21 protein-coding genes are annotated in these 25,888 nt (G+C 49.6%); 6 read left to right on the top strand and 15 right to left on the bottom strand.

The window, feature by feature from the left end; all coding sequences use genetic code 11:
• Positions 1 to 221 precede the first annotated feature (221 nt).
• From Q4A14_RS00915 to Q4A14_RS00985, 15 genes are all read right to left on the bottom strand, one after another.
• Entirely contained in the window at positions 222 to 1,046 is an 825-nt protein-coding gene (locus Q4A14_RS00915; protein WP_303169261.1) for a mechanosensitive ion channel family protein, read from the bottom strand.
• Positions 1,047 to 1,209: 163 nt separating this feature from the next.
• The gene (locus Q4A14_RS00920) at positions 1,210 to 1,662 is read right to left on the bottom strand and encodes a GatB/YqeY domain-containing protein (RefSeq protein WP_303169263.1); all 453 of its coding nucleotides are present in this window, start codon (positions 1,660 to 1,662) and stop codon (positions 1,210 to 1,212) included.
• Between the two features lie 15 nt (positions 1,663 to 1,677).
• A complete protein-coding gene (gene ftsZ, locus Q4A14_RS00925) occupies positions 1,678 to 3,012 on the bottom strand; it encodes a cell division protein FtsZ (protein ID WP_303169264.1) in 1,335 nt (444 codons plus the stop codon).
• A 3-nt stretch (positions 3,013 to 3,015) separates the two neighbouring features.
• On the bottom strand, positions 3,016 to 4,455 hold the full coding sequence (gene ftsA, locus Q4A14_RS00930; protein ID WP_303169266.1) for a cell division protein FtsA: 1,440 nt from the start codon (positions 4,453 to 4,455) through the stop codon (positions 3,016 to 3,018).
• A 327-nt stretch (positions 4,456 to 4,782) separates the two neighbouring features.
• On the bottom strand, positions 4,783 to 5,457 hold the full coding sequence (locus Q4A14_RS00935) for a YggS family pyridoxal phosphate-dependent enzyme (protein WP_303169268.1): 675 nt from the start codon (positions 5,455 to 5,457) through the stop codon (positions 4,783 to 4,785).
• A gap of 8 nt (positions 5,458 to 5,465) precedes the next feature.
• Positions 5,466 to 5,894: a DUF4494 domain-containing protein gene (locus Q4A14_RS00940; protein ID WP_303169270.1), complete on the bottom strand. Its 429-nt coding sequence runs from the start codon at positions 5,892 to 5,894 to the stop codon at positions 5,466 to 5,468.
• Between the two features lie 39 nt (positions 5,895 to 5,933).
• Entirely contained in the window at positions 5,934 to 6,494 is a 561-nt protein-coding gene (locus Q4A14_RS00945; RefSeq protein ID WP_303169272.1) for an isochorismatase family protein, read from the bottom strand.
• On the bottom strand, positions 6,491 to 7,666 hold the full coding sequence (locus tag Q4A14_RS00950) for a 1-acyl-sn-glycerol-3-phosphate acyltransferase (protein WP_303169273.1): 1,176 nt from the start codon (positions 7,664 to 7,666) through the stop codon (positions 6,491 to 6,493). Before Q4A14_RS00950 ends, Q4A14_RS00945 begins: the two co-directional genes overlap by 4 nt.
• A 17-nt stretch (positions 7,667 to 7,683) precedes the next feature.
• Positions 7,684 to 8,697 (bottom strand): D-alanine--D-alanine ligase, encoded by a 1,014-nt coding sequence (locus Q4A14_RS00955; protein ID WP_303169274.1) that lies wholly within the window; start codon positions 8,695 to 8,697, stop codon positions 7,684 to 7,686.
• Between the two features lie 244 nt (positions 8,698 to 8,941).
• Positions 8,942 to 10,132, bottom strand: a complete 1,191-nt coding sequence (locus Q4A14_RS00960) for an Ig-like domain-containing protein (protein WP_303169275.1) — start codon at positions 10,130 to 10,132, stop codon at positions 8,942 to 8,944.
• A 342-nt stretch (positions 10,133 to 10,474) separates the two neighbouring features.
• Positions 10,475 to 11,554 carry an RluA family pseudouridine synthase gene (locus tag Q4A14_RS00965; protein ID WP_303169276.1) on the bottom strand — a complete coding sequence of 360 codons (1,080 nt, stop codon included), beginning with the start codon at positions 11,552 to 11,554 and terminating at the stop codon, positions 10,475 to 10,477.
• A gap of 11 nt (positions 11,555 to 11,565) precedes the next feature.
• Positions 11,566 to 12,180: a PASTA domain-containing protein gene (locus Q4A14_RS00970; protein ID WP_303169277.1), complete on the bottom strand. Its 615-nt coding sequence runs from the start codon at positions 12,178 to 12,180 to the stop codon at positions 11,566 to 11,568.
• A gap of 21 nt (positions 12,181 to 12,201) precedes the next feature.
• Complete coding sequence (locus Q4A14_RS00975; RefSeq protein WP_303169278.1) at positions 12,202 to 12,963, bottom strand: copper homeostasis protein CutC; 762 nt, start codon at positions 12,961 to 12,963, stop codon at positions 12,202 to 12,204.
• Positions 12,964 to 12,993: 30 nt separating this feature from the next.
• Complete coding sequence (locus Q4A14_RS00980) at positions 12,994 to 14,172, bottom strand: thioredoxin-like domain-containing protein (RefSeq protein WP_303169279.1); 1,179 nt, start codon at positions 14,170 to 14,172, stop codon at positions 12,994 to 12,996.
• 19 nt (positions 14,173 to 14,191) lie between these two features.
• The gene (locus Q4A14_RS00985; protein ID WP_303169280.1) at positions 14,192 to 16,510 is read right to left on the bottom strand and encodes a hypothetical protein; all 2,319 of its coding nucleotides are present in this window, start codon (positions 16,508 to 16,510) and stop codon (positions 14,192 to 14,194) included.
• Between the two features lie 499 nt (positions 16,511 to 17,009).
• On the opposite strand from Q4A14_RS00985, the gene Q4A14_RS00990 reads away from it, so the two are divergent.
• The 6 genes from Q4A14_RS00990 to Q4A14_RS01015 all read left to right on the top strand — a co-directional run bounded on the left by Q4A14_RS00990 (position 17,010) and on the right by Q4A14_RS01015 (position 25,277).
• Entirely contained in the window at positions 17,010 to 18,335 is a 1,326-nt protein-coding gene (locus Q4A14_RS00990; RefSeq protein WP_303169282.1) for a PhoH family protein, read from the top strand.
• 77 nt (positions 18,336 to 18,412) lie between these two features.
• Complete coding sequence (locus Q4A14_RS00995; protein WP_303169283.1) at positions 18,413 to 20,272, top strand: biotin/lipoyl-binding protein; 1,860 nt, start codon at positions 18,413 to 18,415, stop codon at positions 20,270 to 20,272.
• A gap of 280 nt (positions 20,273 to 20,552) precedes the next feature.
• Complete coding sequence (locus tag Q4A14_RS01000; protein WP_303169284.1) at positions 20,553 to 21,569, top strand: metal-dependent transcriptional regulator; 1,017 nt, start codon at positions 20,553 to 20,555, stop codon at positions 21,567 to 21,569.
• Between the two features lie 41 nt (positions 21,570 to 21,610).
• Complete coding sequence (gene feoB / locus Q4A14_RS01005; protein WP_303169343.1) at positions 21,611 to 23,743, top strand: ferrous iron transport protein B; 2,133 nt, start codon at positions 21,611 to 21,613, stop codon at positions 23,741 to 23,743.
• 12 nt (positions 23,744 to 23,755) lie between these two features.
• Complete coding sequence (locus tag Q4A14_RS01010) at positions 23,756 to 24,658, top strand: cation diffusion facilitator family transporter (protein ID WP_303169285.1); 903 nt, start codon at positions 23,756 to 23,758, stop codon at positions 24,656 to 24,658.
• On the top strand, positions 24,642 to 25,277 hold the full coding sequence (locus Q4A14_RS01015; protein WP_303169286.1) for a ribonuclease HII: 636 nt from the start codon (positions 24,642 to 24,644) through the stop codon (positions 25,275 to 25,277). The genes Q4A14_RS01010 and Q4A14_RS01015 overlap by 17 nt, the downstream gene beginning before the upstream one ends.
• The last annotated feature ends 611 nt before the right edge of the window (positions 25,278 to 25,888 follow it).

Raw genomic sequence — 25,888 nt, forward strand, 5'->3', positions numbered from 1 at the left:
CTTCATTCGTCAAGGTGGCACGTCGATTTCGAGCTTTCCATAAATTACTCCACAAAGATGCTTACCCCGGCATAGCCCGATGGAGTTTCTCACATCGGCAACTCTCTCAGATAATCTATTAAAAAAAGAGTCAGCAACCCGATTCTCACTATATCAACATAAAACAGCAGCAGGCAATCCTCGAGGATCGCCTGCTGCTGTTTTTATCATAATAGTAAAGATTATTTCTTGACGGTGATTGTAGGGAATGGGAAGGATATGCCGGCTTTGTTGAACTCCGCATAGACCCTCTTGTTGAAGTCCCATGTGACATCCCAATAATGCTCCGAAGGCACCCAAAATCTCACAAGGATATCCACCGAACTGCTGTTGAGTCTGTCCAAGAGGATGAGTGGAGCAGGATCCTCAAGGATACGCTTGTCACTAAGCATGAGCGCTTCGATGACAGGACGTGCTCTATCAAAGTCGTCTCCGTACTCAATGCTCACCGTACGATCGATACGACGGGTATCACTCATGCTATAATTGGTGATAGCTCCACTGCTGAGAAGCCCGTTGGGGATAAATATCTTTTTGTTGTCCGGAGTCGTGAGCACTGTATGGAAGATACGTATCTCCGTAACGGTCCCGAGGAGGTTTTGTGATTCGATGATATCCCCGACTCTGATAGGACGTGTCACGAGGAGCACAAGTCCTCCTGCGAGGTTCTTGAGGTCGTTGCTGAGGGCCATACCGATAGCAACCCCCATGGAAGCAAGCAGAGCTGCAAAAGAAACAGCCTCAAAGCCTATCTTGGACAATATCGCCACAAAAAGGAGGATCAGGAGCGTGATACGTGCCCCACTGGTGACAAAGGTGATGACCCCCTTGTCTACATTTCGATGCACCATCATCCGATTGAGCCACTTGACCAACAGATTGATGATCCAACGACCTATGAAGAAGATGACAAATGCTATAAGCACCTTGATACCGAAGTCTATGGCAAGTTTACCCCACTTGCTCAGGAGACTTTCGGCACTCGTTAAATCTATTTTTTCTATCATACCTGATTTGTTCGTTAATAACGTACAAAGATAAAAATATCTGAGGAGACTTGAAAAACATGAACCAACACCCCATCAAAAAAACAGAGGTCCGAAGAGCCTCTGGCTACTCCGGACCTCCATCAATATAATTATCAGAGTGAGTGGTCTGTCTATACCCTCATCACGAAAGTAATGCTTTGACAATATCCGCGATGAGCTTGCCATCGGCACGCCCGCTTAGAGCCTTGGATGCCACTCCCATGACCTGTCCCATACCTTTCATATCAGAGACTCCGAGCTTGGCAATGATAGCGCTGACCTCAGCACGCACTTCTTCCTCACTAAGTTGCTGTGGGAGATACTCCTTGAGAGCTTCAGCCTGAGCCTCTTCGACCTCTGCAAGGTCAGGACGTGCCTGTTCGCGATAGATCTTGGCACTCTCCTCGCGTTGCTTAACGAGCTTGGAGATGATTTGTAAAGCCTTACCGTCCTCGAGTTCACCACTTGCTCCTTTGGCAGTCAGGGCTTCGAGAAATTCCTTCTTTACGGCTCTTAGGGCTTCGAGTCTGAGCTTTTCCTTGGCCAGCATCGCCTTCTTTATCTCATCGTTGATCTTTTCTACTAATGTACTCATATCTTGTATTTTCTTTTATCTGCCAAACATGATGAGTTCGTCATCAAGTTCGGGCGCATCTTTTTTCTCATTTTCCACCTCTGTGATAGAGGCAAAATCTTGTGCAACAGAGGTCTGTGACGGAGTAGTGTTACCACCCTCGACGACCTGCTTCTTGTCTCCCGAACTCTTGCGCCCCGCACGGTAACGATCTACCGTATTGGCACTGCGCTTGAGGGTAGGGGTATCAGAGATCATAGAGATGAACGTATCGTCGTCCAACTCTTCCTCGGTGAAGATGACCGATGTCTCCGTGCGGAAAGTAGACTCTCCCTTCATATCATCACCGTAGTACTCCTTGATCTTTTCGATCACGGTCTCATCGGTGATGACATTCTGCACATCAAATCCTGAGGCAAGGAGTGTCACCCTCACCTTATCTCCGAGCGTCTCGTCCCTACCGCAACCCCAAATGAAGTCATAATCTCCGAGGATACCAGCCATAAAGCTGTTGAGGTGATCAAAGACCTCGGTATCGGGCTGTGACTGTTCGCTGTATGTGATGTAGAGAAGTACACGCGATGCCTTTTGGAAATTGCTGGTATTGACCAGAGGAGAGTGCAGTGCATCTTTGATCGCATCGTAGACGCTGTTGGCTCCCGAGGCAAATCCCCTACTGATGATGGCAAGACCTCCGTTGGTAAGGATCGTGGAGACGTCAGCAAAGTCTACGTTGATATCCCCCTCGTCCGTCACCAGCTCCGAGATGGATCTCGCAGCCGTCGTGAGGGTCTCATCGGCGCGCTTAAACGCCTCGCTCACCTTGAGGTCAGGATAGACCTTGCGGAGGAGTTCGTTTTTGATCACGAGGATAGCATCCACGTTGTTACTCATCTCCTCTACCCCCTTGATGGCCTGGAGTATCTTTCTCTGCCCTTCAAAAAGGAATGGAATAGTCACTATACCCACCGTGAGGATACCCATCTCTTTTGCAATACGGGCGATGACAGGAGCAGCACCTGTACCTGTACCTCCACCCATACCGGCAGTGATGAATACCATGCGAGTACCATCGGAGAGAGCCTTACGGATCTCTTCTTTACTCTCTTCGGCAGCTTGTTGAGCTCTCTCGGGACGGTTACCCGCTCCGAGTCCCATAGTTATCTTTTCACCGATACACAAGGTATTGGGGATATGGCACTTGTTGAGATGCTGGCGGTCGGTATTACAGAGTAGGAAGCTGACATCCTTGATGTGTTGGTCGTACATGTGATTGACGGCATTACCGCCACCACCTCCGACCCCTATCACCTTGATGATAGATGTATTCACTTCTTTTTTATCGTTGATATGTAGCAATTTATCTTCCATAACTTAATCCTCCTCCATAGGTATCAGCCAGCCCAATAGTTTTTCTACCACACCCTTGCCATCCTTGTTTTGATCCTTTGGTTTACGAGAAGGAGTCCTCTTGGATTGTTTACCACGATGGATGACATCGATCTCCTTTTCCTCTGCGGGAGGCAACTCATCTTCTGTAAACAAGGACGGTTGTTCGCCCTCACGCTTTTGAATGTAGGCATCCTCGGGGTAGTAAGTATCTGTACCCTCTTTCTCTTTCAATGCAGAGGCTTCGGGCTGTTGGACTCCCAAAGGACGCTCCACACAGTCCTGCGAAGCGTAGTCGATCATCGCATAGATGAGATGAAGCTTGGGGTTATTGATGTATGGGGTATTTTGTCTGTGATTGGTGATAAGTGCCGAAGCCACCTCTACGCGCATCTTTAGGGCATCCACAAGCTTTTCGAGCAGGCCTCTCATCTCTGATCCTCCACCGGTGACGATGACACCTCCGCCGATATCATCCGGCTTGATCATCTCTTTCATGTGATGTACGACATTGTCGATGATCTCCTTGGTACGAGCTTCGATAAATCGACACAACTCATACTTGGATATCTGCTTGGTAGAGAGTTTGTCCGCTGCATTGACCTCGATCATCGACTTATCGCTCGGCTCAGCGATGGCGGAACCATCCTGCTTCTTGATGCGCTCGGCTTCGCTCTCGGTGATGTGCATGGCCATGATATCCTTTGTGATGTTCTGAGCACCAAGGGGAATCACACGCAAACCCGTCAAGAGATCGTTGCGGAAAACACATATCGTGGTGCTACCGCTACCAAAATCTATCAAGACACACCCGAGCTTCTTCTGATCTTCGTTGAGGAAGGTTTTGCTCAGTACGAGAGGAGAGATAGGTAGCCCTGCCACCTCAAGATTGAGTTTTTTCTCTATGACATTCTGCACATTGCTGCGCATCTGAGGACTAGCTACGATGAGTTGGAATCGTGCATCGATCTTCAGAGCCTGCACTCCTATCGGAGAAGTGGTGTAGTTACTGTTGATGAAGTACTGAGGCGAGTCGATGAGCAACTGCTCGTACTTGTCATGGGTAAAGCCCTCGACCTTTTCATATAAGGTATCTATATCCTCTGCCGTGATCTCATGTGGCATCTCAAAGGCCAATGACTCGACGTGACGTATCGTGCGCAAGGTATGCCCTCCGATGTTGGAGTAGACCTTGTTGATCTTCTTGCCGTAAAGTTTCTCGAGACGAGAGATGACCGACTGCGCCTTCTGAGCTGCCACCTCCATATTGTAGATGACGCCCCTCTTGATGCAGTCATCGGAGGGTTCGTCGGCATAGTACAGGATGTCAAACTGGCCATCGGCATGCTTCTCTGCCAATGCGCCCTTGATGACATACGTACCAAAGTCGATGACGACTACTGTAATGGTGCTATTCTGTTGCATTTACTTGAAATGTGGAGAAGTGTTAGATCAGGCGGCAGGAATATCCAATAAGGTTGAAAAGGAGCAACTTTCCGAGCCTCCTGCGCCTTCAAGCAAATATAAAACTTTTCTGCCAACCGCGGGGAATATTTCTCACACTTTTTTGCACTTGACAGCATACTCAAAAGGGTTAATCCAAAGGGGGTCTTTGCCTTCATCCGTAGTGCATCTCAAGGAAGCAACATAAAGGCTCTCGACAAAGAGATGAGAAATCCCCTGCATGTACAGATCCCGAATGGGCGTCTGTGACATGCAGGGGGAGTCCTGTGCTATCTGTCGAGGGTAGGATCAGTACTCTCTCTCTCCGAAAATCTTAGTGCCTACACGGACATAAGTAGCTCCGTACCTGATGGCTATGGGATAGTCATCACTCATGCCGATAGAAAGGTGACGGAAGGCTTCGGAGTCTCCGAAGTACTCTGTCTTGAGAGTATCAAAAAGCTGCTTCATCTCTGCAAACTCCTGCTCTACCTTGCTGTCATCATCAGTCAATGAAGCCATGGCCATGAGTCCTGTGATGCGAATGTGGGGATAATGTCGGTGTCCGCCTTCGGCAAGGAAAGTCTTGAGTTCTTCGATGCTGAAGCCATGCTTGGTCTCTTCGCCGGAGATATGCACCTGGAGCAGCACATCGATGACCTCGCGACCGAGACGGACACACTGCTTCTCTATCTCCTCAAGGAGACGAGGGCTGTCGACACTCTGTATCGTATGAACAAAGGGAACAACGTATTTCACCTTGTTACGTTGTAGCGTACCGATGAGGTGCCACTCTATATCATCGGGAAGTTGAGGCGCTTTGTCCACAAGCTCCTGCACGCGGTTTTCTCCAAAGATACGCTGACCGGCATCGTAGGCCTCCATGATCGAGGAGACCGGATGGTACTTCGACACAGCGATGAGATGGACGTAGGGAGGCAGGGTCTCTTTGAGAACTTTTATCTGACTGGCGATCTGAGACATATCCGATCTTACTTCACTTCGTAAGGGAAGACATCCATGAGGGTGGTCTCCTGTATTGCGGAGATCTCGTAGTCCGCGAGAGTGCCCGCCATACCCTTGTTCACACCATCAAGAGCATCTTGCAGGTCATTGGCTTGTACGAGCATCTGTACGTACTTTTTCTTTTCGACACCGGCTTTTTCGTCAAGGGTGATGAAGCCTACTTTTGCCTTGTAAAACTTGTCAGCCTTGTCGTTTAGAAAGACTTCGGCATAGCGCACCTTGCGGAGGTTGTTGAGGACAAACGAGCCACGGCTCTCTATCTTCTCGGCTATGCGTACCTCGGCTTCGGTAAAACTGACTGCATCGAGGAGGTAAGACTCGCTTACTTTCTTCATCATCCCCTCTTGGTTGACTTCTTTCTCGTACGTTATTTTTGCTTCAAACCAGTTATTCATCTTATTCTGTTTATTGATTGATTTAAATATTTACAAGTCTCAAAAGGAGGTAGTTGAGGTATGACGCAAGGATTGTTTCTCCACGAGTTCGCTGAGCTTACCTCCACCATCGAGGCTGGGGCAGGCATCAAGGATGACACACATCTTGGGCGCAAGACCGTGGGCAATGAGATCATTCACCGAAGTATGGACACACACATCACCCGCTATACCCGCAACATAGATCGTCTCTGCCTGATCCATGAGAGCAGGATAATTCTCTGCAAAGGCGCTGTATTCGTCCCGATCCTGAGAAACGGCTTTCTCCATGTAGTGAATAGGAGTGCCGGCAGCCTGTACACGTTTCACCAAGGCTTCAAAAACACCTTTGTCGATGGCAGCCCCGGGAGAATACTTCACGCAGTGAGCAGGCCACAAGCCCCCTTGCTCGACAAAACTGCAATGGTCTATCGTGTGTGCATCCATCGTGATGATGATATGGTCGATATCCATCCGGGGCAACACCTTAGCGAGTCTTTCCATAGCCTCCTCCGCCCCGGGGACGGGGAGCGTCCCATGGATGAAGTCATATTGGGGATCTACGATAAGCAGGATATTCATCTTAGTTCTCCTTTCGCTTTAAGTTGGTTGATAAGTGGATTGGCGTACATCTCAAGTATGCGTCGAGTGAGGAAGTTGACATCCTTGTGCTCCATTTCGATCTTGTCCAAGCGACTTTGGAGATAAGCCTCAAACTTGCTTCGTTCCTTGGCACTGTACATGCTCTTGAACTTATCTCCGGCATGCAAGAGATCATACGCCACGTAGTTGCCGGGATATATGCGGTAGTTGAGATGGATCTCTCTATCTATCGCTTCGGCAATGCGCATAAACTGCTCCTGCTTACCATCGCAATCCGCCACAAGCCCGTGAAGGTCGGACAACTCCTTCCCAAAGCAATAATGCACCCTTCCCTTGTCTCCGGAAAGGCCCTCTTGCATATTGAGGAAGTCATCCATCTGAGTCTTCTTGTGCTCGGGATTGAGGTGCTTCTGGAGCATCTCTTTGGCCTTGAGATAGTCACAGGGATCATACTCATAAGATATAGTAAGGGGCACGATATGCAGTTCTCCGAACGCTGTCGCCACATCTCCATCTCCACTCATGGCAAGCATCTTGAGCATAGCGGGCTGAGTACGGTCATCCGAGTCCTTGGCACGTCCTTCACGCTGAGCTATCCACACGGACTCCTCACCTTGGGTAATGGTCTTGCGGATGTACTTGGAGAGGATCATCGACTCCTTGAGCATTTCACGCACCGATGGCGAACGCTTGACGATGAATGAGTCACAGAGACGTACCACCGAGCGTATCCACGGACGGATGAGCAGGTTGTCTCCGATGGCAATGCGAGGAAGGGCACCGAAGGCTTCGTAGCAGATAACATTGAGGAAAGCCGAGTCAAGGATGATATCCCTATGATTGGAGATATAAGTGTGTTTATGGCTGTGATCAAGTCCGCTCTTCCCCGACGATGTCACCGAGAACGTCGTCTTCGCAGCAAGTTTGTTCATCACGTGATAGACCACCATGGCTTTGAAGTCTCGTATGGAGTGGATGTTGGCCATCACCTCCTCTTGCCTTTCCTTGGGCACATCTGCGAGGATTTGCTCTAAAAACGGCAAAAACTCAGGGTCATTCCTGAGCTGACCAAGGACCTCTCTCACCTCATGATCGAGATGAGGGCGTATGTCTTCAAACTCCTGAGAGAGTGTATCTTTATCTGTACTCATAATGATGTACGTTTGTATTATGATTTTCGTTTGCGTTTTTTGTTGTGGCTATCGATCTGATGATAGATGATAGACGTAAGGACTTCGCCCATCTCAAGTCCTGCCGCAACGACCTGCTGGGGGATAAAACTTGTAGCCGTCATGCCCGGTGTCGTATTGACCTCGAGAAGGACAGGTACACCATCCTCGATGATGAAGTCCACACGGATGATCCCCGAAGCATTGAGATGTCCGTAGATCTCTCTCGTGAGATCCTGTATCTGTGTGGTCATCTCGGCAGAGATACGTGCGGGGGTTATCTCCTCTACCTGACCGTTGTACTTGGCATCGTAGTCAAAAAACTCATTGTGGCTCACCACCTCTGTGACAGGCAAGACGTGTACACCCTCGGCATCGGCATAGCAACCGCAAGTCACTTCCGTGCCCTTGATGAGATGCTCTACCATGACCTCTGCCCCCTCTTGAAAAGCCAAAGCAATGGCGGGAGCAAGCCCCTCGACCTCAGTCACCTTGGTCGTTGCCACACTCGACCCCCCATCATTGGGTTTGACAAAAGCGGGCAACCCGGGATCTACGGCAAGGACTATAGGGCGCACATGGTCTGTCGGTTGGAGTCGCACCGATGGAGCGATGCGTATCCCAAAGCTACTCAAATAGCGGTTGCACACGTATTTATTGGCCGTCAAAGCACCTGTCAAGGTAGGACAACAAGAGTAAGGGATATCAAGCATGTCGAAATAACCTGTGAGCTTACCATCCTCCCCCGGAGTACCGTGGATAGTGATATAAGCATAGTCAAACTTGATGCGTGTCCCTGCCGTCGTCGTAAACGTGAAGTTGTTTTTGTCCACCTGCAATCGCTCATCATCATAGATCACCACCCACTCGTCACGAGAGATGATGACGGGAAAGACGTTGAACGGTGCGCCTTCGAGGAACGACAAGATGCCCTTCTGACTCTTGAGAGACACCTCCATTTCGCCGGAATAACCTCCTGCGATGAGGGCTATATTGGGGAGATTGGTATTCATAGATAGGGGATTTTCCTTACTTGTAGAAGAAAAAGAGTGACATCTGCTTCACTCCGTATTTATCTCTCATACAAAGGTACATTTTACTTATTATATATCAGTCCATGTGGCACCTAAATACTCATAGCACTTTGGAGAATGCGCTTTGGGATAAAAAACAGAGCGCCCTCCCGATATGAAGAGGGTGCTCTGCCTTGTTGTTTTTCGTTATGTATCACAAATTTAATCCTCCAAAAATACACAATCAGAGCACAACCCAGTTTTTGGCCTTCGCAATGTTGGCATCCACGGCATCAGTTCCCGGATTGTCAGATATATACAAATATCCCGAATTCTTTCCCGTACGGTCAGGGATAAGCTTGAGAAGGGCTTCCAAAGGCTCTTTTTGTATCTTGCACGATGCTACCGAGAAAAACTGAAAGCCCGGGTGTATAGATTTGGGAAGTTTTACATCCGTGAGTTCATTCCTATAAAGAGATACAGATTTCAATCGGCTCATTCGGTTCAAATCAAGTACTCCGTTCAACCCGCAATTCGGTACAGATAAATATTCCATATCACTAAGGGCTTCTAATTGTGACTGATGTACCGGGACATCATCACAAGTCAAGATCGAGAGGTTTGGGTTCTGACTAAGATCAAGCTTGGGGACAGAAGTATGTTTACAAATCAGATCAAGAAGACCTTTATTGTGGGAGACATCCAAGACTTTCAATTTCTTATTGTTACCACACACCAAGCGAATCAAATTCAAATTTTTGCTGACATCCAAACGACTTATCTGAGCATAGTCAATGTCTAATATCCTCAGACTCTTGGATTTTGTCACATCAATATCAACGAGGTTTACATCGGCGTGTCTTCCCTTAACCTTCAAAATAGAGATATTACCATGGATGACAATTGTCTTGCTTTTGATTGCAATCTTCTGATATGAAGATATACCTTCGGGAAAGACTTCGCCCTCATCCTTGACATTGTCATTGTCTAAGTCTACCCATACAGACTCCTTTCTACCAGAATGATATGCAGCGATCTCGATGGTGCCGAGCTTGTCAAAGGTCATTATCGCTATCTCCTCCACCTCCTTTGCGACTACTTCGATTAGACATGTCGCAGTCTTCGCTCCATCTCTCGTGGTGACCGTGGTAGTAGCACTTCCCTCTGCAAGAGCCTTGACCAAACCTTCAGACGAGACAGATGCTACATTCTCATTTGAGGATGACCAGTATAGAGTAGCATCACTTGCATCTTTGGGATCCAAGGTCGCAGTGAGTAAAAATGACTCACCCACCGGGAGTGTGACAGAAGTCTGATTAAGTGAGACACTATTCACGTTGATGAGGTTAGGCTCATTTCCCGTCTTACCCCTGCATGACGACAGCAGCCCAAGTATAAGTACCAAGGCTGTAATGGCATAAATTGATCTCTTCATAAAAAATCCAGTTTTTTGATTTGGCATTCTACTATCTTTTGCTCAAAGAGGGTACAAAGCTAATGCCATATCCCCCCGGTTACAAAGATAAAAAACAAACTACATATCCCGCAAAAAAGTGCTAATCTATCATGATAACTCATAGGAGTTGGAGGTCCGAAAAAAAGAAGCCTACCTTGACACATCAAGGTAGGCACATTGACTTTGAACCTTCTACTCCTCGTCTTCGCACCGTGCCTGCGATAGGGTATGGAGTATGCCGGCTCATATCGGGAAAGATATGAGAAGCCTATACTCTGAATGAGGCAAAAGAAAAAAGAAAGATATTCGGGGAAAAGCCGATCAGACTTCGGGCTCTATCTTGCCTGAAGCGACGTAAGTGCGCCACTTCTCGATGAGAGCCACCATGTCGGCAGGAAGAGGAGCTTCAAAACTCAACTCCTTTTTCAACACCGGGTGATAGAATCCGAGCGTCTTGGCATGAAGAGCTTGACGAGGGCATATAGCGAAGCTGTTTTCGACAAACTTCGTGTACTTGCTGAAGCGATTGCCTCGCAGGATCTCGTGCCCTCCGTAGCGTTCGTCATTGAAGAGCGTATGGCCGATGGACTTCATGTGGGCGCGTATCTGATGTGTGCGACCTGTCTCAAGACGGCATTCGACACGAGAGATGTAGCCGAGACGCTCCAACACACGATAGTGGGTGACGGCGGTCTTGCCTACCTCACCCTCATATGGGAAAGTAGTCATCTGCATCCTGTCCTTGGGATCTCGAGCGAGGTTGGTGCGTATCGTACCTTCGTCCTCCTGCACCGCACCCCATACTATGGCTTCGTAAAGCCGATGGGTCGTCTTGTCGAAAAACTGTGCGGAGAGGTGAGTCTTGACCTCCGGAGTCTTGGCAATGACAAGTAGCCCACTGGTGTCTTTGTCGATGCGATGGACGAGTCCCAGACGCGGATCGGTGGGATCATACTCGGGAGTATCTTTGAGGTGAAAGGCGATGGCATTGAGCATCGTACCTGTATAATTGCCGTGCCCGGGATGGACGACAAGTCCGGCCTGCTTGTTGATGACCATGACATAATCGTCCTCATAGATAATGTCAAGGGGTATATCTTCGGGTAGGATCTCAAACTCGTACGGTGGTCTCTCGAGTCTCAGAGAGATCACATCTCGAGGTTTGACCTTGTAGTTGGACTTGACAGGCTTCTGATTTACAAAGATAACTCCGGCATCGGCAGCCTGCTGTATGCGGTTGCGCGAGACATTGGGCATCCTGTCTACGAGATACTTATCGATGCGTACGGGTTGCTGCCCCTTATCGACAGTGATGCCGAAGTGCTCATATAGTTCGGCAGGGGATGAGTCACCGTCCTCATCAAGTAGGTCGGACAGATCTTCGTCGTATTGTGATGTCATGCTCATCGGGATCAAAACCAGTTTTCGTCCTCCGTCTCTTCGATCATGAGGGGCTCGCCCTCCTGAAGTGGATCATCGGTCATCATGAGAGATGGATCACTGAGAGATACTTCGAGGACAATAGGTGTGTTGTATGGGATATTGTCACCCTTGCGGAGAAGACGACCGTCCGCAGTCTTGATGGCAAGCACAAGATCATTATGCGCTCCGCCGACATACTTCACGGAGATATTTTCAAAACCTGCAGCTCTCAGAGAAGCCATGGCTTGTCGCAAAGAGACCTCTTGGACAGCGGGGATTTGACGCTTGAGAGTACCTGTGGCATTGACAATGACAAATACCGTGCGTTCTCTCTTGATCTTGGAGCCCACGGTAGGAGTCGTCTCAAGGATGATGCCGGGGGACTTTCTTGTATTGAATACAGAGTCGGTAACGGCAAGCAAAAGATCTCGCTGAGCGAGGGCTTCGGATGCCTCCTCGATAGTCATTCCTGTGATCTCGGGTATCTCCACGACATCGGCATGTCGGGTATAGATATTGAGCCAGTAAAATACACCCCATAAGACCGCAGCCACAAGGATGAACATCAATACGAGATTGATGAGAAGGAGTTTTATCTTTTTCATGACTTAATTTGTTCTGAATTCTTATCTCTTAATATCCGACAGTATACGTACCGCTTCTGAAACGGTGGAAGCATCTGTCCGAGTAGTGCTGTATTCGTCTATTGTCACCGTGCCACCCATGGATGCATGGGGATTGTGGTATAACATTTTGCTCTGTAAGGTGCGTCGGAGGGAGGCGTGGAACTCGGAGGCTCCGCTCTCTGATGCTATACGGGCGATGTTATCCGTATTGATACTGCAGCCGGGCATGATGGATATGCGACCTCGGCTCTTGTTGACAAGACCGACAATGGTTGACAATCCCTCCAAAGCCGACCAAGCACCTCCCGAAGTAAGGATGCGGTGAAAACCCAGCTCTATGGCTTCCTCCAAGGCTTCGTCTTGATCTCTCACCATATCGAAAGCCCTATGAAGGGTCACCTCTACGCCTTGGGCTGCATCAATGAGTCGTCTACAAACAGTCTTGTCTAATCGGCCTTCGGGAGTCAATGCACCTATCACAATGCCTTTGACACCGAGGTCCACAAACATGCGGATATCACACTCCATGATGCGCACCTCTTCTTCGGTATAGAGGAAATCACCTCCACGAGGACGGATGATGGGAAAGACGGGGATAGACACGCTCTCGAGAGCACAGACCAACATACCTATCGAGGGGGTCGTTCCCCCCTCCGGAATGCCGGCGCAAAGTTCGACACGCGTAGCCCCTCCGCGTTCGGCTTCGATGCACGACGCAACCGAGTTGGCACAGATCTCGAGACTTATCTTATTCGTAGACATACGCTCGCAGTGGGCACTCTCTATGACGGATCAGAGTCGCCTTTCGAGCCAACTCTTGGCCTCTTGGAAGTTCTTGACCCTTAGAGATATTTCTCCCGACTTGTTGATGATGAAGAGCGTAGGGATAGAGGTAAGGTTGTAATAACCCACAAGTTGAGAATAACCTCCGTTTTTATCCCTCACATTTGTCCAAGGCAGACCCTCCACCGTACTTTTCCAGATATGCGAATCTTCATCAAAACCGACCTGATAGATGCGTAAGCCCTTGCCTTCAAAAGCCTTGTAAAGATTGGACAATTCTCTATTGTATTGTGCTGTCCACTCCGTTGCCATAGAAGTGAAAGACAAAAGGGTGTAGTGTCCCTGGGCTATATCCGACAGCTTGATCATGTTGCCCTTGATGTCGGGAAGTTCGATATCGACGTAGCCGATCTCCTGAGTTGTCACGGCTTTCATGAGACTGTCGGTCTGCGCTCTTGCAAGGTCCTGCTTCATCTGTGCTCTAACCACTGCAATCGAACGAAGTGCAAGACTGTAGAGATGTTCACTGCGAGGGCTACCGGGGTAGTAAGCCTGATAGACATTTGCAACTATGGCAAAACTCTTGGAATCCTCTTTGTCATACAGTTTGAAGATATATTCACCACCCACCTGCTGGAAGAGAGCAAAGTAAGCTACCGGAGACTTGGGATCATTGAAGATGTGCTTGTTGGCAAGCTCTTTGTATTCTCGCGTTGCAGCCTCCTTTCCTCTGAGGAAATCTTCGACAGAGATCTGATTTTGGTTGTACTGATTGATGAGCGAAGAGATCTTGACGTTCACGTCCAACTGTGCCAACCACATCTCTTTGATGAGCATGGCATCCTCGCTACCCGTGATGCTGTACGAAGTGGCAAAGTTGCGCGCATCTGCACTTACAGAGAGAGACCGCACGCTATCCACAGCAAAGGGGATGAACTGCTTGTCCAACCTCAATCGGTAGAAGTCAGGATACTCCGGAGCAGGTTGTTTGAACGAAAAAGCTCCATATCCGGTCAACTTCACAGAGTCCACTACTTGAACCCCATCGAGACCGAGGTGCTCGAGATAAAGGACCTTGTCGATGGCATCAGAGACATGCCCGGAGACTTTGAAAGTCTTCGTATTGTCGCATCCGATCACTGATAATATCACGCTCAGTATGGATAGAAATATTGCACTCTTTTTCATAAATATGGCAACGATATTTTTATGTTGCAGGGAAGTAAACCTTCAGCGATGCCTTTTCAGCATTGTGTCGCACTCTGAATACGAGTACACCCAGCCCCTCAAAGTTTGCTCTCGGCAAAGTCACTGCAGGTACTGTGAACGTACGGCTGAATATCTTGCGCCCCGCGAGGTCAAAGACATCCAGAGTCGTAGGTGTCGAAGCCTCTCCGGCACTCTCCCTGTTGATACTTACTGTTATGTTGTCTGTACTGTACACTCTGACGGTGAACAGTTCTTTGTCATCATCTGTCGAAGGGCCATAGGCCTCTTTGTCTGTCATCAGAGGATCTATCCACAGAGCTCCTCCTGTCGGCAGAGGGCTCACCGAAGATGTCGAAGCAGCTTCCCAGTTGTTACCTTGACGGAAATAGAGGGTATTGTCGCTCTCCGGTTTCTCTTGCACGAGAGGTGTGATAGTCTCATCTATACTATTGATATCCAACGCTATGATATAACTCCTCTTGTCACTGCTCTTCAGTACCCGGGGAAGCTCCATATAGACTTCCATATATGGAGCCGGAGACCTCTTATTGTCTGAAAAGTTCTTGGCAGCATAGATCTTGAGTTTGTCAAAACGGATCTCTCCCTCCATGATCGGAGCCTGTCCGCCATCTGCATACACAGCGTACTTCATAGGCTTGTCAGGAGTCTGAGCACCCTTGAGTCTGATCACTGTGTAAAAGCCCAACATCTCCGCACCCTCTTTGAGGCTGAACTTCTCCCCTATTGCATTGACGCCATTGGCCGTACTGAGGAGCTTTTCACGATCGACCTTGCTCATCAGATTTTTCATAAGATCGGGGGTATTGACTCCATCGATGTGGGAAATGCGCAAGACCCTCTCACCCTCCTTGTAGGGGTTGAATCCGAAACACTTCATCGTGGACTCTCCGTCAGGTCTGAGAGCAGAGATGATACTCTGACTGCCGGGTGTCCCTATCTCTGCCAACTTGTGGAAGGCATAGAAAAAGTCGTGCAGATGAGGTGTCGCACACTCTGAAGCTCCGCCGGTGAGCGCACCTATAAAAAGGTTGTCTGCATCAAAAAGAGGTGATCCGGACGAACCGGGTTGAGTCGTCCCGACGTCCCATCCCGGGATCTCCCAGTGTCGTTGGGGAGCAAACGGACAGTGATCGGAGTCACCATTGGTGGTACCTATACTGATGGTCTTGTGGCACAATGTCACACGCTTGGGCAGTACCCTCGGATGATGGATATTGACAAACGATCCACGAGGGTTGGGGTCAAGATTCCATCCACAATAATAAGGATTGTAGTCTCTGGGCGGTCTGCTGTTGAGCTTGATCATGATGGCATCCGAAGTGGGTTCGACACCCACGAGAGTAGCACCTGCCATGGTCTGCTCTTCCGTCCCTCTCACTTCTCCCGAACACGCCGGGGAAGCATAATTGAAGAAAACAACAACAGTCTTGGCCAACTGATCCACCGATCCTATACTGACACAACCACGAGTAAACACGTGATAAGCCGATATCACATACGGAGTCCCGTCATTGCGGGTATTGTTGATCATCGCAGCCGACGAGAGCAATGTCCCGTTGACCGACAGCACGAGCACGCTCCTCGACAGTTCCGCATACTCGGTCATGCACGCTACATTCGGAGCACATTTGGAGGCTTCGAGTCTTGAGTTGTCAAACCTCGGCTCACCCGGCACGTGTGTAGTTCTGACTCCGTGATTGACTTCGGACAGTCTGAGCTTGGGGAGAGCCGCTCCGGTCGGGATCTGACACTCTATGATGACCTCATCGCCTTGGATGATGCCCGTAGGGAGAGCATCATAACTATTATTGTTTACAGCACCGAAACCTCCCAACACATGACTCATGTCAGGGGTGTAGATAAAGAGCAATCCACCCTCAGGAAGGCGGAACTCATCGAAAAAGAAGTTCAGGTTCTTTGCACCCTTTGACCGTACACGATAGTACCAGGCCGTACGGCCTCCTCTATCGACCCTGCGCCCCTCTCGGATGATATCTATATTGGTGTGCAACTTATGGGCGAAGACATAGGCCCGACTCATACGCAGATCTTCGGACTCCATCTCTATACGCGCGGAGTCCACATCAAAATAAGGAGTCCTGAATGTAGGCAGTTCTGCCACACCGCGCAAGCCTGATCCGGCATCAACACCGAGGGGCTGACGAGAGGTCACGATCTGTGCGTACCCCACCATCAACGAGGCAGCAAATACCAACCACAAAGCAGTCACGGCCTTGATGGCCGGACAAAAAATGCCCAAAAGTCTGATATTCTTACGATTCACACTATTATTCATCCCTTATTTCATAGGTATTTCCACAAAAGTAATGAAAATATGCCAACTACGTATATAGTGGCGGGGACGAATTGATCGACATTCCCCACCCTGCATGACGGTCTTTTGAGGGGTATCCAAGGCAGTTTACAAGCCTTGTGTCGAGCGGACTTACATGGGAGAAAAAAAAACAGATGCACAACTCTCAAAATCGATGTGTCTAACTTGCGATGAAAGGTTGTCTAACTTGAGATCGAAGGTTGTCTAACCTCTTTCGTCAAGTTAGACAACCTTTTTTCGCCCCAAAATGGGCCTGCTCCCGCAAGCTGCAAAACGAACACATAAACAAAGCAAAAATACCACATATAGAAGAAGATAAGTGATCACTCAAAGCACGGATGTAAAATACCGGGAGTATAAGGTGGAAATTCAAAGTAAAATTTTATCTTTGTGATCAGGCTGTCCTTTTTTGTAAGGACAACGATATTTTTTTATCCACTTGTTAAAATAGTGCGTTACTATGGCCAAGAAAAACTACGTGCTTGACACTAATGTCATTCTGCATGAGTACAAGTGTATCCAAAACTTTGAGGACAATGATCTCTTTGTGCCCATAACGGTATTGGAGGAGCTGGACAGATTCAAAAAAGGCTCCGAAGAGATACACTTCAATGCACGTGCTTTCACTCGCCTGCTGGACGAGAAGGCCTCCGGGGCACTCCTTACCGACGGGGTCGTCATCAATGAGGATGGGGGACGCCTGTCGATACTTACCGAAGGGTTGTTTGACCCGAGAGTCAAGGCCGCCTTTGTGGGAGATCGCGCCGACCACCGTATACTCTCCGCAGCTCTTACACTCGCAGACAAAGACAAGACCAAGCCGACAATCCTCGTCACCAAGGATGTCAACCTGCGTATCAAAGCCCTCTCGCTGGGCATGAAGGCAGAGGACTACACTTCCGACAAGATCGCCGATACCAACACATTCAGTGGCTTGCATTGTGAGGTCGGAGGTATCTCACCGGACATCATCGACAGCATTTATAAGGAAAAGAACGAAGGTGTAAGCCTGTCAGACCTCTCCCTGCCGTTTGACCCCATACCCAATCAGACATTTATCCTCAACAGTGGGCAAAACTCCGTGCTCGCAAGAGTCAGTGCGGACAAAGAGACTGTCCACGCAGTAGAGAAAAAGACCTTGTCCGGCATCACGCCCCGCAATGCAGAGCAGACATTTGCATTTGAAGTACTCACAGATCCTGACATTTCGCTCATAGCCCTCACAGGTACGGCAGGTACAGGCAAGACGCTGCTTGCACTGGCTGCTGCTCTTTCGATGATCGATGAGTACCAACACATCTATCTGGCTCGACCCATCGTTTCGCTGGCCAACAAAGACTTGGGCTTCCTTCCGGGAGACTACAAGCAAAAGGTACAGCCCTATATGCAACCTCTCTTTGACAATCTCAACGTCATCAAGGCCCAACTCGCAGGTAACCATACCCGCCTGAGAGAGATAGACGCCATGCTCACAGATGAAAAACTCATCATCGAAGCCCTCGCATACATACGTGGCCGTAGCCTTGCCAATGTCATCTGTATCGTGGATGAGTCTCAAAACCTCACACCGCAGGAGATCAAGACCATCATCACCCGCGCCGGCGAAAACGCCAAGATGATATTCACAGGAGACATCTATCAGATAGACTCTCCTTACCTCGACTCCCGCAGTAACGGTCTGGCATACATGATCGAGCGCATGAAGGGAGAAGACTTCTTTGCCCATGTCAATCTCGTACAGGGAGAGAGATCTCGTCTCAGCGATATAGCAGCAAAAAAACTATGACACCTCCCCTCCCGCCCGGGGAAATGCGTGAGGCGGTGTCCTATACATAACATTTTACGATCATTTTATACATTGGTATGAAGAAAAAGTCTATCAAGTTCAGTCTCATTTACAGAGACATGTTCCAATCCTCAGGTAAGTACCAGCCTCGAGCTGACCAACTCGCACGCATAGCTCCTCTCATCGTGGAGATGGGATGCTTCTCTAGAGTGGAAACCAACGGGGGAGCTTTTGAACAAGTCAACCTCCTCTACGGAGAAAACCCCAACAAGGCGGTACGCACCTTTACCAAACCCCTCAAAGACGCAGGCATCCAGACACATATGCTTGACCGTGGTCTCAACGGTCTCCGTATGTATCCTGTTCCGGCCGATGTGCGTCGTCTCATGTACAAAGTCAAGAAGGCTCAAGGTGTAGATATCACACGTATCTTCTGCGGTCTCAACGACGTCCGCAACATCATCCCTTCGATCAAGTACGCCAAGGAAGCAGGCATGATACCTCAGGCGACACTCTGTATCACTCACTCTCCTATCCATACGGTAGAGTACTACTTCAACATAGCATCCCAACTCATCGAAGCCGGTGCTCCGGAGATCTGTCTCAAAGACATGGCAGGTATCGGCCGCCCTGCGACTCTCGGTAAGATAGTCAAGGCAATCAAGGACAAGTACCCCGATGTGATCATCGAGTATCATGGCCACACAGGTCCCGGTTTTTCAGTGGCTTCGATGCTGGAAGTCTGTCGCAACGGTGCAGACATCGTGGACGTGGCTATCGAACCTCTTGCATGGGGAAAGATCCATCCCGACGTGATCACCATACAAGCGATGCTCAAGGATGCAGGCTTCGATGTGCCTGAGATCAACATGAATGCATACATGAAAGCTCGTGCGCTCACGCAGGAGTTCATCGATGATTTCCTCGGCTACTTCATGGACGACAACAACCTCAAGATGTCTTCGCTACTCGTAGGTTGCGGCCTCCCCGGAGGTATGATGGGATCCATGATGGCAGACCTCAAGGGGGTACACGCAGGTATCAACATGCATCACCGCAGCAACGGCACTCCCGAACTATCTATCGATGATCTCCTTGTCAAGCTCTTCCAGGAGGTAGAGTATGTATGGCCTAAGCTCGGCTATCCTCCTCTCGTGACTCCTTTCAGCCAATACGTCAAGAACGTAGCTCTCATGAATGTCTACAACATGGAACGTGGCGAAGGACGTTGGCAGGCTATCGACCCCAACACTTGGGACATGATCCTTGGTAAGGCAGGACGCCTACCCGGTCCTCTTGCTCCTGAGATTGTCGAGCTGGCAAAGGAAAAAGGCTATGAGTTTACGGATGCCGATCCTCAGAGCAACTTCCCCGACAAGTTGGATGAGTACCGTGAGGAGATGAAGCGAGAAGGTTGGGAACTTGGTGAAGATGATGAAGAACTCTTCGAGCTCGCCATGCACGACCGCCAATATCGTGACTACAAGAGCGGTGTGGCTAAGGAACGCTTCTACAATGACCTCAACAAGCTCAAAGATGCCAAGATGGCAGAACAAGGTCTCAACCCCGAAGATATCAAGGCAGTCAAGAGAGCGAAGTATGTCGCGGTCACTGCTCCCGCATCGGGACAAGTATTCTGGGATGTGGATATGGACGATCGTTCTGCAATGCCTATGGAGGGCACATCATTCAGAGCCGGTAGCAAGATATGCTTCATCATGACTCCGATGGCTTATACCGAAAGTGTCTATACCTATATCTCCGGTCGCATCCGCGAGGTAGTGGTACAACAAGGCGGGACGGTACGCAAGGGCGATGTCATCGCTTATCTCGATGAGGTAGAGGATTTCTTGCCCGAAGAGACTCCAAAGACTGACAAAGTGAAGCGTGTAGAGAACACACCTTACGTCTCCAAGCCTCGCGCCAACAAGAAGTAACCCTTCCCGAAAAGTAATAAATCTGCGGAGCAGATGGTCATAAGGGCCATCTGCTCCGCCGATCTTTTTGTCCCGGCTGATAGAAAAGAACACCTTACCCGATATATAACTCAGGAAAGACGGCTCAACAATTCTCCGAAGAAAAGACATACTTCTCTCGCAATCAATATGCCTGCTTTGATGAATCAAGTCGGACAACTTTTTCACCGCCCCATCGCTTTATGAAAAATCACTACATTTGTATGAAGATAGCGGTCCAATACCGACACCTTATTGATATATGGAAAAACTGATTATAGCTTTACTTGTCATCGTAGTACTTTTCCTTGTCGCCTTGGCATGGGACCTGTACCGCAGGCTCAAAGGCAAGCGAGAAGCAGAGCACTATATAGAGGACATCCTCAAACACTTTTTCTCCCGCAACAAGGAAGCATGGACGCTGGAGGACATCCGAGTATGGAAAAGCATCGATGAGGAGACCCTCCGAAAGTACCTCAGGATAGCAGAGCGTCGCGGATGGGTACATCTTACCGGTTCCTACGACAACATCGTCGTAATCACTCCTGCGGGTCTGACTTATGGTTCTCAGATGTCCCGAGCTCACCGTATCTATGAGCGTTATCTGGCTGAAAGGACGAGTTATCCCAAGGATGAGTGGCATCCTCGTGCCGAACTCAAGGAGCACATCCTCACCCCGACCGAGGTCGAAGAGATGAGCCGGAGTCTGGGACACCCCCTCTTTGACCCCAGTGGAGAGCCCATACCACCCAGAGTGGGAGGACTACCCGATTTTCAGTTCATAGCATTGGACGAAATCACCGACACCGATACCATATACACCGTGGCAGCCTTGCCCGATGACGAAAAAGAAAGAGTTCTTGCCTTTTCTCGTCAAGGACTCATCGTAGGCGCTCTCGTCAAGGTGGAAAGCATAGGACATACAGCACGGCTCGTGGTAGAGGGACAGACCATCGAAGTCCCCGAGCACTGGCAACCTCACGTACTGCTGAAACACAAAGAGACAGATACGCCTCTGCCGGAGGGACTCATACCTCTGTCAAAGCTCAAACCCGGAGAACGTGCCGTCATCGTACGGCTCAAGTCAGTCATCATTGGAGAGAAGCGCAGGCGACTCTCGGACTTGGGATTTGTCAAGGGTGGAGAGGTAAGTGTCTACATGGGCAGTCCTTTGGGGCATCCCGTAGCTTATCTAATACGTGACACGGCGATAGCCCTACGTCGTGACCAGTCGGATCATATCCTTGTCCAACCATTGGATCAGACAAAGGAGGCATAACATCTACGATCAGAATGCAAACAGAACGACAGACAAAGAAAATGCTTGTCCGCACAGGCAAAAAAGCGGAGTCGGCAGATCTCAGAATAGCTCTCGCAGGTAACCCGAACACAGGGAAAAGTACAGTGTTCAACTACCTCACGGGATTACGTCAGCATACGGGCAACTGGCCGGGCAAGACGGTAGCCAAAGCCGAGGGTAGTTTTGTCTACAACAACAAAAAATACGACATCGTCGATCTTCCGGGGACATACTCCCTGCTATCGACATCCGAAGATGAGGAGATCGCTCGCGACTTCATCCTCTTCGGCTCTCCGGACGTGACTCTCATCGTCTCGGACGCTACACGACTCGAGCGCAACCTCAACCTCATCCTGCAGATACTCGAGATAACGGATCGAGCCATACTCATAGTCAATCTGATCGACGAAGCCCAACGCAACGGCATATCCGTAGACACAGAGGCATTGAGCAAAAGGCTCAGCATCCCTGTAGTAGGGGCTTCTGCTCGTTCGGGCGAAGGCATGGACATCCTCCTCCAAGAGGTGGACAAGCTCATCTCTCAGGAAGAGATCACACCTCCGGCACGTATCACAAAATTTCAGGGTGTACAGTCCGAGATCATCACCTCTCTGACCGAACAACTTGAGTCGCTCTTTCCCGGTATCCCCAATGCTCGTTGGCTCGCGCTCCGTCTCCTCGATGGGGACGAAAAGATAAGGAAAGCCCTAAAAGACGGAGACTTCGGTCGGGCAGAAGGGATAGACACCTTCCTCGACACGGCTGACCGATGGCGTTGGGAAGTGGGCGAAGATCTCCATGATCACATCACCGAAGCAGTGTATGCCGAAGCTCAAAAGATCACCGAAGAAGTCGTAACCTTCCACCACAAGGAACGCAACATGCGTTTCGACATCAAACTCGATCGTATATTGACAAGCAAAATCTGGGGCTTCCCTATCATGCTCCTCATGCTGGCAACTGTCTTGTGGCTTACGATAAAGGGTTCCAACTATCCTTCGCAGTGGCTCTCCGACCTCCTCGTCGGTTGGCTTCATCCGTTATTGAAAACATCGTTGGGAGGATTTCTTCCCACAACATTGGTCGGCTTCCTCGTGGATGGTGTCTACCTAACCACCGCTTGGGTCGTGTCCGTCATGCTACCACCGATGGCGATATTTTTCCCCTTGTTTACACTCCTTGAGGACTTTGGTTACCTCCCTCGTGTGGCTTTCAATCTCGATGAGCTCTTCCGTCGCAGTGGAGCTCACGGCAAGCAGGCGCTTACGATGACTATGGGATTTGGATGCAATGCCGCCGGAGTCGTCGCAACACGCATCATCGACAGTCCTCGCGAACGCCTCATTGCCATCCTGACCAACAACTTCTCTCTCTGCAACGGACGATGGCCGACACAGATCATGCTGGCAACGATATTTATCTCCACCGTCGTACCTCCTGCGATAAGCTCGGTGGCGAGCATCGGTGCCGTCCTCCTCATAGCGTTACTGGGTATCCTTATGATGTTTTTAAGCTCCCTTTTTCTATCCCATACCATGCTGAAAGGGACGGTCTCTACATTCAACCTCGAACTCCCACCTTACCGACCACCCAAGATACTGCAAGTCCTCTACACTTCACTCATAGACCGCACACTTATCGTCCTCTGGAGAGCCATCATGTTTGCAGCACCGGCAGGAGCCTTTATATGGTTGTTGTGCAACATCATGATCGGAGATACTTCGATTGCAGAGTGGTTGATCGAGAGCATGGACGGATTCGGACTCTTTGTCGGGCTCAACGGCGTGATCCTCCTTGCCTACATCATCGCGATCCCGGCCAACGAGATAGTTATCCCTACCGTACTCATGCTGACGATCCTCAGCGTCCCTTCGCTCGGAGGTATGGGCGAAGGTGCGGGAGTCCTCGTGGGCGAAGAGTCTTTCGATGCCATAGAGATGATCCTGCGTACAGGAGGATGGACGACACTCACTGCCGTAAATGTCATGCTCTTCAGCCTCTTGCACAATCCTTGTAGCACGACCATATACACGATATACAAAGAAACCGGAAGCATCAAGTGGACGATCGTGTCTGTCCTCCTTCCCCTCGTGATCGGTTTCGTCACGATCACGGCCGTGACATTGGTATGGAGACTCGTCACAATCCTTTAAGAGCAAAGACAAATGGATAAAAAGCTCAAAGTAACCCTCATCGGAAGCATCGTCAATCTCATCCTGCCACCACTCAAGTTTGTCGCAGGTGTCATCTGGCACAGTAACGCCCTCATCGCCGATGCCATCCACTCCGTTTCCGACCTCCTTTCGGATCTCGTTGTCTACATCTTCCTCTCCGTGGCACGCAAGCCAAGAGACAAAAATCACGACTACGGACACGGCAAATATGAGACCCTTGCGACATTTTTCATCGCACTGATGCTCATCATCGTAGGGTGTTTCATCGCCGGCAGTGCGATACGTACTGTGATGCTGTATTTCGAAGAAGGGATCTTGCCCGAACGCCCCGGGATCGTCGCACTCATAGCTGCCTTTATCTCGATATTTCTCAAGGAAATACTCTTTCGTATCACCCGCAAGGTAGCCATCGATACCCATAGCGATGCCGTCATGGCCAATGCCTGGCACCACAGAAGTGATGCATACTCATCGATAGCGACACTCCTCGGGATTGCCGGTGCGATATTTTTTGGAGGAGTAGGGTTGTTGCTTGAGCCTGTTGCAGCCTTCGTCGTCGGGCTCTTCATCATCAAGGTAGGGGTAGATCTTGGCCTGCCCGCCATACAAGTCCTCACCGATGCCAGCCTCACCGATCATACCGAGGAAGAGATACTCAACATCATACGCACAGTCCCCGAGGTCGAAGACCCGCACAACCTCCGCACACGCCTCATAGGCAAAGACTATGCCATCGAAGTGGACGTGCGTACCAACGGAGACAAGACCGTCCATGAGGCTCACGAACTCACAGAGATCATCGAACAAAAACTCCGAAAAAGGTTTGGCAAGACGACACACATCGTCATCCACGTCGAGCCCCTCAAGCCCTATCGTCATGCGCCGTACAGGTAAGACCGAGGCTGCCCTACCCTCACGACTCATCGCCACACGTCTCGAAGCAGGTTGTGACGAAGCCGGCAGAGGTTGTCTCGCAGGCCCTGTCGTGGCGGCAGCCGTGATACTCCCTCCCGATCTCATCATCCCCGGGCTGGATGACTCGAAAAAGCTCACCGAAGCCAGACGCCTCGCACTCCGCGAAATCATCATCGAGAAAGCCCTCGACCATGCCGTCGCTATCGTATCTCCGCAAGAGATAGACCGGATCAACATCCTACAAGCCTCTTTTGTCGCCATGACCCGAGCGGTCGAATCACTGAAAATAACACCCGAACACCTGCTGATCGACGGCAACCGCTTCCGTAGTACGACAACGATCCCTCACACATGTATCGTCAAAGGAGACGGCAAGATTGCTTCGATAGCAGCCGCCTCCGTCCTTGCCAAGACGACAAGGGACGAGTACATGAAAGACCTTGCCAAGGATTTTCCTCACTATGGCTGGGAACAAAATGCAGGCTATCCTACACAAAAACACCTCGAAGCCCTTCACACCCACGGCATCACGCCTCATCACCGCAGGAGCTTCGGTCCATGCCAACCCACCCTATTCGATCTGATGGGAGAGGGGTAATCATCTCAAAAACCTACCATTAAACAGTCATCTTATCGGCATCTGTCTCGATTCCGGTCTCACCATGCACGCTCAATAGGGCAGGTACAGATACTGCGCCAGACGAGCAAGAAGCGACGACGTATCGCTTTCGAGTCCGGCTCCTGAGAGCGATCTACCTCTACAATTTATTACAACGTGCTGAAAAAAGTCAGACTCCTCGAAAAATCAACATGTCTAACTTGAGAAATTAAGGGGTCTAACTTGATGAAAAAGGTTGTCTAACTTGAGATCGAAGGTTGTCTAACTTGATTCAGCCCCTTCTACAACGTCTGAAAGCATCATACAATCAAAGAGTGTGTCATGATACCCGTCCGAATCTCGGCACAGATGAATTTTGCCCGGAATCAAAGCCATGCAATTTTTACAACGCACGTGTAGTGGGTTGATATTCGAAGACGGCCTCACATCATGAGATACGACCATGGAGGCAGAGCCATCTTCTTGTCTTTAGAGACGGAGAAAATGCTCCTCGCCTTTTTATCCACAAAAGCAAGGTAGGTGTCGAAAGTATTGGTTACATTTGTATGATAAGACCTGATTGACAGATAGAATAATACACAAAAAATATA

Origin of the sequence: Porphyromonas sp., from assembly GCF_030529325.1 — a bacterium.
Taxonomy (GTDB): Bacteria; Bacteroidota; Bacteroidia; order Bacteroidales; family Porphyromonadaceae; genus Porphyromonas_A.

Bases quoted from the DNA above. Each gene is read 5' to 3' on its own strand.
- Q4A14_RS00965 (WP_303169276.1), bottom strand. From the start codon at position 11,554: ATGACATCACAATACGACGAAGATCTGTCCGACCTACTTGATGAGGAC.
- Q4A14_RS01010 (WP_303169285.1), top strand. From the start codon at position 23,756: ATGGATAAAAAGCTCAAAGTAACCCTCATCGGAAGCATCGTCAATCTC.
- Q4A14_RS00935 (WP_303169268.1), bottom strand. From the start codon at position 5,457: ATGTCTCAGATCGCCAGTCAGATAAAAGTTCTCAAAGAGACCCTGCCT.
- Q4A14_RS00920 (WP_303169263.1), bottom strand. From the start codon at position 1,662: ATGAGTACATTAGTAGAAAAGATCAACGATGAGATAAAGAAGGCGATG.
- Q4A14_RS00990 (WP_303169282.1), top strand. From the start codon at position 17,010: ATGGCCAAGAAAAACTACGTGCTTGACACTAATGTCATTCTGCATGAG.
- Q4A14_RS00985 (WP_303169280.1), bottom strand. From the start codon at position 16,510: ATGAATAATAGTGTGAATCGTAAGAATATCAGACTTTTGGGCATTTTT.
- Q4A14_RS00960 (WP_303169275.1), bottom strand. From the start codon at position 10,132: ATGAAGAGATCAATTTATGCCATTACAGCCTTGGTACTTATACTTGGG.
- Q4A14_RS00945 (WP_303169272.1), bottom strand. From the start codon at position 6,494: ATGAATATCCTGCTTATCGTAGATCCCCAATATGACTTCATCCATGGG.
- ftsZ (WP_303169264.1), bottom strand. From the start codon at position 3,012: ATGGAAGATAAATTGCTACATATCAACGATAAAAAAGAAGTGAATACA.
- Q4A14_RS00975 (WP_303169278.1), bottom strand. From the start codon at position 12,963: ATGTCTACGAATAAGATAAGTCTCGAGATCTGTGCCAACTCGGTTGCG.
- Q4A14_RS00995 (WP_303169283.1), top strand. From the start codon at position 18,413: ATGAAGAAAAAGTCTATCAAGTTCAGTCTCATTTACAGAGACATGTTC.
- Q4A14_RS00950 (WP_303169273.1), bottom strand. From the start codon at position 7,666: ATGAGTACAGATAAAGATACACTCTCTCAGGAGTTTGAAGACATACGC.
- Q4A14_RS00980 (WP_303169279.1), bottom strand. From the start codon at position 14,172: ATGAAAAAGAGTGCAATATTTCTATCCATACTGAGCGTGATATTATCA.
- Q4A14_RS00940 (WP_303169270.1), bottom strand. From the start codon at position 5,894: ATGAATAACTGGTTTGAAGCAAAAATAACGTACGAGAAAGAAGTCAAC.
- Q4A14_RS00915 (WP_303169261.1), bottom strand. From the start codon at position 1,046: ATGATAGAAAAAATAGATTTAACGAGTGCCGAAAGTCTCCTGAGCAAG.
- Q4A14_RS01000 (WP_303169284.1), top strand. From the start codon at position 20,553: ATGGAAAAACTGATTATAGCTTTACTTGTCATCGTAGTACTTTTCCTT.
- Q4A14_RS00970 (WP_303169277.1), bottom strand. From the start codon at position 12,180: ATGAAAAAGATAAAACTCCTTCTCATCAATCTCGTATTGATGTTCATC.
- Q4A14_RS01015 (WP_303169286.1), top strand. From the start codon at position 24,642: ATGCGCCGTACAGGTAAGACCGAGGCTGCCCTACCCTCACGACTCATC.
- feoB (WP_303169343.1), top strand. From the start codon at position 21,611: ATGCTTGTCCGCACAGGCAAAAAAGCGGAGTCGGCAGATCTCAGAATA.
- Q4A14_RS00955 (WP_303169274.1), bottom strand. From the start codon at position 8,697: ATGAATACCAATCTCCCCAATATAGCCCTCATCGCAGGAGGTTATTCC.
- ftsA (WP_303169266.1), bottom strand. From the start codon at position 4,455: ATGCAACAGAATAGCACCATTACAGTAGTCGTCATCGACTTTGGTACG.